The following is a 12,183-nucleotide window of genomic DNA, read 5'->3' as shown; positions in this document are numbered from 1 at the left end:
TCGCGTAGAGGATGCAGTTGGGACTACTCTATTAGCTTTTATGCAAACATAAAACGGTGGCTACGTTAGAGCCGATTCGAGGTGTGAGTCTTTTGACTTGCATAAATGAAGGTGGAACCACGTTGCGACGTCCTTTTGGATGTCGTTTTTCTTTTGTCAGAAGGAGGGAGAATGGTGCTTTATATGATTGGCGGATCGCCTTGTAGTGGGAAGTCAACAATTGCTTCACTTCTTGCTAGACAGTATCAGCTACTTCATATCAAACTGGATGATTTGGTAGACGAGATGATGAGTCAAGCAAGTGCAGACTCACAGCCGATTTGCCTTCTTAGACAGGACAGAAATCCGGAACAAATCTGGATGAGAAATCCAGAAGAGATGGCAGATGAAGAATGGCGCTTTTATGAAGAGATTTTTCCTTATGTAAAATCTTGCTTGATAAAAAATCAAGACAAAGCCCTTTTGGTGGAGGGAGCAGGGCTTCTGCCTCACCTGATAAAAAGTCTTGAAGAACCAGCGGTTTCCTATCTATGCTTGACTCCGACAGCTGATTTTCAGAAAAAGCATTATAAACAGAGAGAATGGGTTCCTTATGTCTTAGAGGGAACATCCAATCCTGAGCAAGCTTTTGAAAACTGGATGCAGCGGGACATTCTGTTTGCCCAAATGGTGCGGAAGGAAGCAAAAAAATTAGGCTATCCTAGTCTCATGACAGATGGCAGTCGATCGGAAAAGGAGACTGCAGAAGAGATTGCTCGAATCTTTAAATTATCCAATATAAATAGAATAGATATTAAAGGAGAAAACTCATGATTAAGATTACTTTCCCAGATGGCGCTGTTCGTGAATTCGAATCTGGCGTGACAACTTTTGAAATTGCTCAATCTATCAGCAATTCCCTAGCTAAAAAAGCTTTGGCTGGTAAATTCAACGGCAAATTGATTGATACGACGCGTGCTATCACTGAAGATGGTGCCATTGAAATCGTGACACCTGATCACGAAGATGCTTTAGATATCTTGCGTCACTCTGCAGCCCACTTGTTTGCGCAAGCAGCTCGCCGCCTTTTCCCAGATATTCACTTGGGTGTTGGTCCTGCCATTCAGGATGGTTTCTACTATGATACAGATAATGAAGCAGGGCAAATTTCAAATGAAGATCTGCCTCGTATCGAAGAAGAAATGAAGAAAATCGTCAAAGAAAACTTCCCATCCATCCGTGAAGAAGTGACCAAGGATGAGGCGCGTGACATTTTCAAAAACGATCCATACAAGTTGGAATTGATTGAAGAGCACTCAGAAGATGAGGGCGGTTTGACCATCTACCGTCAGGGTGAATATGTGGATCTCTGTCGTGGACCTCACGTTCCATCTACAGGCCGTATCCAAATCTTCCACCTCTTGAACGTGGCAGGAGCATACTGGCGCGGGAACAGCGACAATGCTATGATGCAGCGGGTCTATGGTACTGCTTGGTTTGACAAGAAAGACCTGAAGAAATATCTGCAAATGCGGGAAGAAGCCAAAGAACGTGACCACCGTAAGTTAGGTAAAGAGCTGGATCTCTTCATGATTTCTCAAGAAGTGGGTCAAGGTTTGCCTTTCTGGCTGCCAAATGGTGCGACGGTTCGTCGAGAGTTGGAGCGCTACATCGTTGACAAAGAGTTGGCTTCAGGCTACCAACACGTCTACACTCCGCCTTTGGCTTCTGTGGAGCTCTATAAGACTTCTGGCCACTGGGAGCACTACCAAGAGGATATGTTCCCAACCATGGATATGGGTGATGGAGAAGAGTTTGTTCTTCGTCCCATGAACTGCCCTCACCACATCCAAGTCTACAAGCACCATGTTCACTCTTACCGCGAGTTGCCAATCCGTATCGCTGAGATTGGCATGATGCACCGTTATGAAAAATCTGGTGCCCTGACTGGTTTGCAGCGGGTGCGTGAAATGTCCTTGAACGATGGTCACCTCTTTGTAACGCCAGAACAGATTCAAGAAGAATTCCAGCGTGCGCTGCAGTTGATTATCGATGTTTACGCTGACTTCAACTTGACAGAATATCGTTTCCGTCTGTCTCTTCGAGACCCTCAGGATACGCATAAGTATTTTGATAACGATGAGATGTGGGAAAATGCCCAAACCATGCTACGAGCAGCCTTGGACGAAATGGGTGTGGACTACTTTGAAGCAGAAGGAGAAGCAGCCTTCTACGGTCCTAAACTTGATATCCAGGTTAAAACAGCCCTAGGAAATGAGGAAACTCTGTCAACTATCCAGCTGGACTTCCTCTTGCCAGAGCGTTTTGACCTCAAGTATGTCGGAGCTGACGGTGAAGAGCATCGCCCAGTTATGATTCACCGTGGAGTTATCTCAACCATGGAGCGCTTCACAGCCATCTTGATTGAAAATTACAAGGGTGCCTTCCCGACTTGGCTGGCTCCGCATCAAGTGACTTTGATTCCTGTTTCTAACGAAGCACATATTGACTACGCTTGGCAAGTGGCTAAGAAGTTGCGTGACAAGGGTGTCCGTGCTGATGTAGATGAGCGTAATGAAAAGATGCAGTACAAGATTCGTGCCTCACAAACTAGCAAAATTCCTTATCAACTCATCGTTGGTGACAAAGAAGTAGAAGACGGTACTGTTAATGTCCGCCGCTATGGTCAAAAAGAAACACATACAATACCAGTAGACGAATTTGTAGAGCAGATCTTAGCAGACATTGCCAGCAAATCCCGCGTTGAAGAGTAGAATTCATTGGCTAACGATTAAACCCGAGCAATTAGCTCGGGTTTCGTTTATAGACTATTTAGGAAGATGCTTGATTTCTGCTTGATACCATTCAATTTTATTATCTAATTTTTTTAGTGATATTTGCCAATTTTTAATTTGTTTTTGAACAAAACTGCGGTGCTTCTGCAGCATTTCTAGGCGTTCTTTCAGGCTGCTATCACCCTGGTAGCGCAAGTCAGCATATTTCTGAATATCTTTCAAATGCATACCCGTATCTTTTAAACGCTGAATAAACTGAACCCAAGCAAGATCGTTCTCGTCATAGAAACGCTGACCGCTTTGATCCCTATCAACTTTAATCAGTCCTCGTTTCTCATAATATCGGAGCGTATGCGTTGATAAATTCACTTTTTGGGCAAATGGACCGATTTTCATAAAAAAGCTCCTTTGATTTCTTGACTTAGAGTATGGTCTAAGATTTATAATGTCATTGTAATCATTTAAGGAGGTAAATGCAAATGAAAAACAAACGATTTGAACGTGGATTGGAAAGACTCAATCAGATTGATGGTGAGGGCGGTGAGAAGGTCATTTCCTCTCTGAAAGAAATAGCTCCCGATTTAGGAGACTATATTGTAGAATTTGCTTTTGGTGATATCTATAGTCGTGAGGGACTGAATCTACAGGAGCGAGAAATCGTCACTCTTGCTAGCCTTTTGACACAGGGAGGTTGTGAAGCACAGCTGGAAGTACATATTCAAGCGGCTTTAAATGTTGGCTTAACCCCCGAAAAGATTATAGAATGCTTTTTGCAGTGCATCCCTTACGTTGGATTTCCTAGAGTACTAAATGCTGTTTTTCTAGCTGAGAAACTATTTAAAAAAGAATAATAAAAAGAGGCTGGGACAAAAGTCCGACCTCAAATATAAAAAGCGAATAAAACTACTTTTCTGGTAATCAGAATTCTGCTTTATTCACTTTTCGCATTATATTCTAGATTAGAAGGGCTTAATAATTAAGATTTTTAAAAATTGAAATCTTTTTGTCCCAAACTCTTTTTTGTAGCAAAGAGACTATTGTCCCAGATTCTTTTATTCTACTATTGAGACTTACCAAAAGAAAAATTAACTTAACAGGTATTCTACTGAAACTTTTAACACATTCATTAACTACATTAGAAATAAGAGAAAGGCAATTCGAAATAGAGACAGAGCGAGCAAATGCAGGGGATAAAACCAGTAAAATACTTTTCCAATATTGGCCCCTTTTTGACCGTTGTAGAAAGAGGTCGCGAGGAGAAACAGAAGACAGGTGGCAGCCAGATCAGCCAAACCATCATAGGAGAAATTGAAGGCCAAAATTAGGATTTGCACACTGTTCAGTGCCAAGACACCGCCAATCTTTCGGAAGATTGGGTCTTTAATCTTTGCAAAGGCATAGATACCAAAAACTCCTCCCGTCAGTCCGCCGTCAGCGATAATGGACAGGGTAAAACAGAGTAGAATAATTAGAACTTTTCTCCAGGTTGCTGTTTGCTGATCACTGTAATAAAGAGCACAGAGCCCCAAAAAGAGAGTAACAACCGTATTTTGCATGATAAAGCCAAGACCAGTAACCCAGCCCATCAGAGAGAAAGGGATGATACTGATAAGAGCCAGTAGCCCCAATCGTCTCATATACTTGCTCACATCATGACTGTGCCGATAGCCTTCCGCGATACAAAAGGCAAAGACTGGAAAAGCCAGGCGGCCTATTATGTGCATACTATTGGCCAGCCAGTTAGGAGAGAGAATATTCATATTGGTAGCCAGTGGAAAAGATACCCAGGCGATATGGTCAATCAGCATGGCAAGCATAGCAAACAGTTTCAAACTGCTATTGTCAATCATTTTTTTCATAGGATCCTCCTTTTTCCTTTCCTATGATACAAGAAAGAGGTTCTTCTTTCCATTTCTTTAGCTTACATTTCTCTCATTTTTCTTACAATTTTGTAAGTTGGAATTTCGCCTTTTTACCTCTTCAATGAATACTTCTGATTTTTTCTTGACAAATAAGACTGAACGAGGCTGGGACAAAAAGATTTTGATTTTAGGAATTCTTTATTATAAATTTTTAAAATCGATAGATTAGACAAAAAAGTGAACAAGACAGAATTCTGAGTGTCAGATAACTCCGTTTTGTTCGCTTTTTATATTTAAAGTTAGACTTTTGTCCCAGCCCCTTTCTAGTTTTAATTCAAGTATTTATCCACATAATCATCAAAATCAGGATACTCATTTCGGTTCATGGCATAGAGAATTTCCCCATAGAGAGGGTCGCTAGACGGGTCGTCAGGTTCTAGAAGAGTAGCTATTTTCATATCATCATCTGGGAAAAGGATGGTGTAGTGATAGGTGTCGCTGACAGTGATACTATAATATTTAGTATTATCTTGATAGCCTGACTTATCTATCTTATAGTGAAATTCTTTATCACCTAGCTTGCCGGTCTTGTCATTGAAGACAATGTCAATGTCCTCTCCGTTTGCTTTCTGAGCCTTCCATTTTCCCTGGAAGCTAGCGTGCTGACCGCAGGCGCTGAGAAAGATTAGTGTTAAGAAAGTGATGAAAAGCCATGTTAGTTTTTTCATATCGTTCTCCTTGTCTATCCTTTGATATTATTCTACCACAAATATTAAAAATAAAAAAGCTGAGTTGGTAAACTCAACTTTTGCACAGTAGGTCTGTATTTGAGTTATTTATTCTGCAGCTTGAGCCCAGCGTTGAGATAGCTTGCGCGAGAAGCTGGAAATGGCGAAGTTAATCAGGAAATAGATGGCTGCTACTAGTAGGTAGAGTGCGAAGACCTGTTCAGCTTCAAAATAGCGTCCCATTAGAATTTGAGCAGAACCAAAGAGTTCTTGGAGCGCAATAACAGAATAGAGCAGGCTGGTATCCTTAATCACTGTTACAAACTGAGAAATGATGGCTGGCAGCATTTTCCGAATAGCCTGAGGTAGGATGATATAACGCAAAATCTGAAACTGAGTAAATCCTTGAGATAAGCCAGCTTCAGTCTGACCTGGATCAATGGCATTGAGACCGCCCCGGATAATTTCTGCCAAAGCAGCAGAAGTAAAGACAGTGAAGCTGATGATACCGGCTGGTGTTGACTTAATCTGAAAGACTAAAAAGATGGTGAAAATCCAGAGCAGATTGGGTACATTACGGACAAATTCGATATAAATGCTGGCAATCAGCTTGAGCAGTTTATTTTTCCCATTTCGCATGACGGCTAGAATAGTTCCAAAAATCGTGGATAGGACAATGGAAATGAAAGAAATTTGCAGAGTCAGCCAGAGCCCCTTAAGGATAAAGAGTAGGTTGTTTGCGGTTAAGACTTTTAAAATATTTTCCATAGAGACCTCCTTAGATGCTGTAAGCTTGTTTATTGGCTTCCTCTACCTTACGTCCCCAGCTAGCGATTGGGAAGCAAAGGAGGAAGTAGAGTAGAGCTGCTCCGGCAAAGGCTGGGATGTAGTTGGAGTTCAGAGCAGACCAAGACTTGGTCACGAACATCAGATCCATACCAGAGATAATAGCGACGGTAGAAGTGTTTTTTATCAGATTGACGACCTGATTGATTAGCGGTGGAAGGATAATCCGAAAAGCTTGGGGCAGGATGATGTATCGCATGGTTTCTACATAGGTAAAGCCCTGAGAGAGTGCAGCTTCGGTCTGCCCGCGAGGAATGGACTGGATACCTGAGCGGATGACTTCGGCGATATAAGCACCGTGATACAGTCCCACACAGAGCACTGCAGTCCAATAGATTGAGGGCATGATGGTGTAATTGCTGACTAGCGGAAGACCGTAAAAGACAATCACAAATTGCACTAAGAGTGGTGTGTTCTGATAAAACTCAACAAAAACACGAGCTAGACCACGTAGAACTTTATGCTTACCTGTGCTGATAGCTCCGAAGAAAATCCCTAGTAAAAGAGCCAAGGTTAGAGCACCGATAGAAATGGCTAAGGTAAAGAGGAATCCTTGGAAAAACTTGCCAAAGTCCGCAAAGTAGGCCTGCCAAGAAGAAATACTAAAACTCATGGGATCTCCTTTCTAATCATCTGTTGAAGCAGATGGTTTTAAATTATATTTGTCATAAAGTTTCTGCAGACTGCCGTTTTCCTTCCATTTAGAGATTAGGCCATCTATATAGTCATTCAATTGAGTATTGGATTTTTTTGTTACCACACCATAATCGGCTTTTTTGAAGCTGTAATCCAGAATGTTTGACTTGGAACTTACATAGCCGGTCAGGATGGACTTGTCAACAGAGATGGCATCAATACGGTGAGCTCGCAAGGAAACAGCTAGTTCAGGGTAGGAACCTAACTCTACATATTTGAAGTTGAGTTTTTTCTCTTGAGCGATTTCTTCCAGCAAGGTTTGAGTAATAGAGCCTTGAACGACGCCGATAGTCTTATTATTCAAGTCCTTGACATCTGTAATTTTGCTGGATTTATTAACCAAAAAACCAGAAGCATCTGTGTAGTAAGGGGTTGTGAAATTATAGATTTCCTTACGCTCATCTGTGATGGTAAAGGTCGCAATTACCATATCAACTTGTCCGTTGTCCAGAAGTGGTCCTCGAGTTTGTGCGGTAACTGGGACGTAGTTGATTTTGACGCCTAGTTCCTTGGCAATCTTTTTTGCAATATCGATTTCTAAACCGCTATATGTATTGCTATCAGGATTGAGGTAACCAAAGTTAGGTACATCCTGCTTGACACCGACATTGAGGACTCCGCGTTTCTGGATGGCCTTGACCTGTTGGCTGGTACTGGAATCGGCTTGTGCAGGAGCGGCGTGAATCAAGCCTAGAGTCAATAGGAGTAAGAGTAGGCTAATGAGTATTTTTTGTAGTTTCATAGATCTTCTCCTTTTTAAGAAAGCACGTTATCACTCTCATGGTTGATAATTTTACTGAGAAACTGCTTAGCGCGGGGTTCGGTAGGATTGTCAAAGAAAGCATCAACATCAGTAGTATCCACTAACACCTCACCGTCTGCCATGAAGATAATGCGGTCAGCTACCTCACGGGCAAAGCCCATTTCGTGTGTGACCACAATCATATTCATGCCGTCTTTGGCTAATTTTTGCATAACAGCCAGAACATCCCCGATTGTTTCAGGGTCCAGGGCAGAAGTCGGTTCATCAAAGAGCAGGAGCTCAGGATGCATGGCTAAACCGCGGGCAATGGCAATCCTTTGCTTTTGTCCTCCGGATAGCATGCCTGGGTAAGAGTCTTTCTTGTCCCACATGTTGACGAATTCTAGATATTTTTGAGCGATTTTGTTAGCTTCTTGTTTATCCATTCCTAGGACTTTAATAGGCGCCAAGGTAACATTTTCTAACACCGTTTTGTGGGGGTAAAGATTAAAATGTTGAAAGACCATTCCGACTTCTTTGCGTAAGTTGACCAAATCTTTGGCAGCAGTGTTCGCGACCTCGTGGCCATTGACGATCAAGCTTCCCTGATCAATGTCTTCTAAAGCGTTGATTGTACGGATAAGAGTAGATTTTCCAGAGCCGGATGGTCCCAGCAGTACAACTACTTGACCTTTTTCAAAACTGAGATTGATATTGCGCAGAGCATGGTAATCTCCGTAATACTTTTCGACATTTTTAAATTCAACTAAAGCCATATCTTTCTCCTTTGTGTTAGATAATATGACATAGATTTTACCATAGAATAAATAAACTGTCAAATTGAATAAAAATGAGTATTTCCATTTAGAAAAAAATTTTTTTGGATGAGAATTGTCCATTTTCTACAAATGTGGAATAAAAATGGCTTGAATTAGTGTTTTTTAAGAAAACTTTGGTATAATAAGACTAGATAAATAAATAAAATTGGATTGGGAGTCTAGCTAGGCAAACTAGATTGCCTTTTGCACGTTTTGATGCAGGACGACTTAGCTGACTATGTCACAACTTTTCTATCATGGAGTTGATTCAATCCCAATCTTATGTTAAGGTGAATATATGAAGAAAATATTAGTTGTAGATGATGAGAAACCAATCTCAGATATTATTAAGTTTAATATGGCCAAGGAAGGCTATGAGGTTTTGACTGCCTTTGATGGTAAGGAAGCCTTGGAAATGTTTGAAGCAGAACAGCCAGACATCTTGATTCTGGACTTGATGCTGCCAGAAGTGGACGGACTGGAAGTTGCTAGGACTATTCGTAAGACTAGTAATGTGCCGATTATTGTATTGTCTGCTAAGGACAGTGAGTTTGACAAGGTTATCGGTCTTGAAATCGGTGCAGATGACTATGTGACCAAGCCTTTCTCAAATCGTGAGCTGCAGGCGCGTGTCAAGGCACTTCTTCGTCGGGCAGACCTTGTTGTTGAAAATCAAGTAGAAGAAAGTGGCCCGAACGAGCTGACCATTGGGGAACTGCAGATTTTGCCAGATGCTTTTGTTGCTAAGAAGCATGGCAAGGAGCTGGAGCTGACCCACCGCGAGTTTGAACTTCTTCATCATTTGGCGACACATATCGGCCAGGTGATGACACGTGAGCACTTGCTGGAAACAGTATGGGGCTATGACTATTTTGGCGATGTACGTACAGTGGATGTGACGATTCGCCGTCTGCGTGAAAAGATTGAAGATACGCCAAGCCGTCCTGAGTATATCTTGACTCGCCGCGGAGTTGGCTATTATATGAGAAATAATGATTGAAGCAATTAAACAATTTGTGATTTCTGCGGATTTCGTCTTTGCAATCATTATTATCGGCTTCATTGTAGTTGTGGCCTTGCTTTTATTGGAAAATCGCCGGGATAACCAAAAGCTTGTACAACTTAATCAAAAGGTTAAAGATTTGATCGCAGGGGATTATTCTGAAGTGCTGGACATGCAAGGGAGTCCAGAAATCACAGATATGACCAACAGTATCAATGATCTATCAGAGGTCATTCGACTGACACATGAAAACCTTGAGCAAGAAACAAAACGCCTTTCCAGTATCCTGTCCTATATGACAGATGGCGTGCTTGCGACCAACCGCCGGGGGCAGATTATCACTATCAACGATATGGCAACCAAGCAGTTGGGAGTTAAGAGAGATGAGGTCCAAAATATGAGTATTTTGGATCTGCTTTCGATTTCAGACGAGTATGATTTGAGGGATCTGATTACCAATGTTCCTGAGCTGACGATTGACTCTCAGGATGAAAATGGTGAGTACTTGAGCTTGCGGGTTCGCTTTGCCTTGGTAAGGCGGGAGTCGGGCTTCATTTCTGGTTTGGTAGCTGTCTTGCATGACACGACAGAGCAGGACAAGGAAGAGCGGGAGCGTCGCCTCTTTGTTTCCAACGTCAGCCACGAGTTGCGGACTCCGCTGACCAGTGTTAAGTCCTATCTGGAAGCCCTAGATGAGGGAGCCTTGTCTGAGCCTGTAGCACCCGACTTTGTCAAGGTATCGCTCAATGAAACCAACCGCATGATGCGGATGGTAACGGACTTGCTTAGTCTGTCCCGTATTGACAATGAGACCAGTCATCTGGAAGTGGAGCTGACGAATTTCACGGCCTTTATCACCTTTATCCTCAATCGCTTTGACAAGATAAAAAATCAAGACGAGACCAAGAAATATGAGATTATCCGTGATTATCCTATAACACCGATTTGGGTAGAGATTGATACAGATAAGCTGACCCAGGTGATTGATAATATCATGAACAATGCCATCAAGTATTCGCCGGATGGTGGAACCATTACTGTTTCCATCAAGACAACGGATGAGCAGTTGATTCTCTCGATTGCAGATGAAGGTCTGGGAATTCCCAAGCAGGACCTGCCTAAGATTTTTGATCGCTTTTATCGAGTGGATAAGGCACGCAGTCGCGCACAGGGCGGAACGGGTCTGGGGCTGGCTATTGCCAAGGAAATTATCAAGCAGCATCAGGGCTTTATCTGGGCTAAGAGTGAGTATGGTGTGGGCTCGACCTTTACCATTGTCTTGCCTTATGAGAATGATGGCGTCCGGGATGACGACTGGGATAATGAAGATGATATATAGAAAGTAAACATGACTAAAGGATTTCAATACAGTATTTTGGCGTCAGGATCAAGCGGTAATTGTTTCTATCTGGAAACAGACCAAAAGCGGATTCTGGTTGACGCTGGCTTATCAGGCAAGAAAATTACGAGCTTGCTGAGCGAAATTGGCCGCAAGCCTGAGGATTTGGATGCCATTTTAGTGACTCATGAGCACAAGGACCACATCCATGGCGTTGGAGTGTTGGCCCGCAAGTATCATCTGGATATTTATGCTAATGAGGCCACTTGGAAGGCTATGGAAAAGGACCTGGGCAAGCTGGATGCTAGTCAAAAGCATATCTTTGAATTGGGCAAGACCAAGACCTTTGGAGACTTGGATGTGGAGAGCTTTGGTGTTAGTCATGACGCAGCCTGTCCACAATTTTACCGCTTTATGAAGGATGACAAAAGCTTTGTCATGCTGACGGATACGGGCTATGTCAGTGACCGGATGGCTGGAATTATCGAAAATGCCGATGCTTACCTGATTGAGAGCAACCATGATATTGAAATTCTCCGCAGCGGTGCCTACCCATGGAGTCTCAAGCAGCGGATTCTGTCTGATATGGGTCACTTGTCCAATGAAGATGGAGCAGAGACCATGATTCGGACTTTAGGCAATCGCACCAAACGGATCTATCTAGGGCATCTCAGTAAGGAAAATAATATCAAGGAATTGGCTCATATGACCATGGTCAATCAACTGGCTCAAGCCGATATGGCAGTCGGCCACGATTTTCAGGTCTATGATACCTCACCTGATACCGCAACGCCTTTGACGAGTATTTAGACACCAGACCGAAAGGTTTGGTTTTCTTGCTCTAGTGCGGTATCCATTAAATATTTAAAAAGCAACGGTTTTATTTTGCAAAGGAGCTTGTATGCGGCCAATTTACTTTGTGGTAGGTCTCTTATCTTTAGGGTTAGGAGTTTTGGGGATTTTTCTGCCTCTCCTGCCAACTACACCATTTCTTCTCTTGTCCATTGCCTGCTTTTCACGCAGTTCCAAGCGTTTTGAAAATTGGCTCTATCATACAAAGATGTATCAGACCTATGTGGCAGATTTTCGAGAGACAGGAACGATTGCCAAGGAGCGTAAGAAAAAGATCATCGTTTCCATCTATATCTTGATGGGCATTTCCATTTTGCTAGCGCCTATTATTTGGGTTAAGATTGGACTGTTTGGTCTGACTGTTTTTATCACCTATTATTTGTTCAAAGTAATTCCGGATAAGGAATAGAAATCACTGTCAGCAGGTGCGTTTGCGCCTGTTTTTTGTTATAATAGAGACTGTATATCTTTGGAAAGGAAAAGGTATCATGCTGCTTATCTGACTGAAGCCAGCATGATATAA

The 12,183-nt window shown here is 42.4% G+C and carries 14 protein-coding genes; 7 read left to right on the top strand and 7 right to left on the bottom strand.

Annotated elements, in window-relative coordinates; all coding sequences use genetic code 11:
• The first annotated feature begins 171 nt into the window (after window positions 1-171).
• Window positions 172-813, top strand: a complete 642-nt coding sequence (locus tag HMPREF9389_RS01140) for an ATPase AAA (protein ID WP_032906626.1) — start codon at window positions 172-174, stop codon at window positions 811-813.
• A complete protein-coding gene (gene thrS / locus HMPREF9389_RS01145) occupies window positions 810-2,753 on the top strand; it encodes a threonine--tRNA ligase (RefSeq protein ID WP_002931080.1) in 1,944 nt (647 codons plus the stop codon). The genes HMPREF9389_RS01140 and thrS overlap by 4 nt, the downstream gene beginning before the upstream one ends.
• Before the next feature lie 54 nt (window positions 2,754-2,807).
• On the opposite strand, the gene HMPREF9389_RS01150 is transcribed toward thrS, so the two are convergent.
• On the bottom strand, window positions 2,808-3,170 hold the full coding sequence (locus HMPREF9389_RS01150; RefSeq protein ID WP_002931078.1) for a MerR family transcriptional regulator: 363 nt from the start codon (window positions 3,168-3,170) through the stop codon (window positions 2,808-2,810).
• A 77-nt stretch (window positions 3,171-3,247) separates the two neighbouring features.
• Here HMPREF9389_RS01150 and HMPREF9389_RS01155 point away from each other — a divergent pair, with 77 nt between their 5' ends.
• Window positions 3,248-3,625, top strand: coding sequence for a carboxymuconolactone decarboxylase family protein (locus tag HMPREF9389_RS01155; protein ID WP_002931074.1), 378 nt, complete (start codon window positions 3,248-3,250; stop codon window positions 3,623-3,625).
• Between the two features lie 279 nt (window positions 3,626-3,904).
• Here the strand turns inward: HMPREF9389_RS01155 and HMPREF9389_RS01160 are convergent, their stop codons facing one another.
• The 6 genes from HMPREF9389_RS01160 to HMPREF9389_RS01185 form a co-directional block, all read right to left on the bottom strand.
• The gene (locus tag HMPREF9389_RS01160) at window positions 3,905-4,633 is read right to left on the bottom strand and encodes a TraX family protein (RefSeq protein ID WP_002931073.1); all 729 of its coding nucleotides are present in this window, start codon (window positions 4,631-4,633) and stop codon (window positions 3,905-3,907) included.
• 332 nt (window positions 4,634-4,965) lie between these two features.
• A complete protein-coding gene (locus HMPREF9389_RS01165; protein WP_002931071.1) occupies window positions 4,966-5,364 on the bottom strand; it encodes a hypothetical protein in 399 nt (132 codons plus the stop codon).
• Between the two features lie 108 nt (window positions 5,365-5,472).
• Complete coding sequence (locus HMPREF9389_RS01170) at window positions 5,473-6,132, bottom strand: amino acid ABC transporter permease (protein WP_002912899.1); 660 nt, start codon at window positions 6,130-6,132, stop codon at window positions 5,473-5,475.
• A 10-nt stretch (window positions 6,133-6,142) separates the two neighbouring features.
• On the bottom strand, window positions 6,143-6,823 hold the full coding sequence (locus HMPREF9389_RS01175; RefSeq protein ID WP_002906090.1) for an amino acid ABC transporter permease: 681 nt from the start codon (window positions 6,821-6,823) through the stop codon (window positions 6,143-6,145).
• Window positions 6,824-6,835: 12 nt separating this feature from the next.
• Window positions 6,836-7,648: a transporter substrate-binding domain-containing protein gene (locus tag HMPREF9389_RS01180; RefSeq protein ID WP_002931069.1), complete on the bottom strand. Its 813-nt coding sequence runs from the start codon at window positions 7,646-7,648 to the stop codon at window positions 6,836-6,838.
• A 14-nt stretch (window positions 7,649-7,662) separates the two neighbouring features.
• Entirely contained in the window at window positions 7,663-8,424 is a 762-nt protein-coding gene (locus HMPREF9389_RS01185) for an amino acid ABC transporter ATP-binding protein (RefSeq protein WP_032906625.1), read from the bottom strand.
• A 340-nt stretch (window positions 8,425-8,764) separates the two neighbouring features.
• Between HMPREF9389_RS01185 and yycF the strand changes: the two genes are divergently transcribed.
• From yycF to HMPREF9389_RS01205, 4 genes are all read left to right on the top strand, one after another.
• Window positions 8,765-9,466 carry a response regulator YycF gene (gene yycF / locus HMPREF9389_RS01190; protein WP_002894937.1) on the top strand — a complete coding sequence of 234 codons (702 nt, stop codon included), beginning with the start codon at window positions 8,765-8,767 and terminating at the stop codon, window positions 9,464-9,466.
• Complete coding sequence (gene vicK, locus HMPREF9389_RS01195) at window positions 9,459-10,808, top strand: cell wall metabolism sensor histidine kinase VicK (RefSeq protein ID WP_002899938.1); 1,350 nt, start codon at window positions 9,459-9,461, stop codon at window positions 10,806-10,808. The genes yycF and vicK overlap by 8 nt, the downstream gene beginning before the upstream one ends.
• A 9-nt stretch (window positions 10,809-10,817) precedes the next feature.
• Window positions 10,818-11,618, top strand: coding sequence for an MBL fold metallo-hydrolase (locus HMPREF9389_RS01200; protein WP_002931067.1), 801 nt, complete (start codon window positions 10,818-10,820; stop codon window positions 11,616-11,618).
• A 91-nt stretch (window positions 11,619-11,709) separates the two neighbouring features.
• Window positions 11,710-12,069, top strand: a complete 360-nt coding sequence (locus tag HMPREF9389_RS01205) for a YbaN family protein (protein WP_002931065.1) — start codon at window positions 11,710-11,712, stop codon at window positions 12,067-12,069.
• Window positions 12,070-12,183 lie beyond the last annotated feature (114 nt).

It is taken from the genome of Streptococcus sanguinis SK355 (assembly GCF_000212855.1).
Lineage (GTDB): Bacteria > Bacillota > Bacilli > Lactobacillales > Streptococcaceae > Streptococcus > Streptococcus sanguinis_A.
The sequence above is the reverse complement of the archived record's forward strand: the minus strand, read 5'-3'. Positions and strand labels throughout refer to the sequence as shown.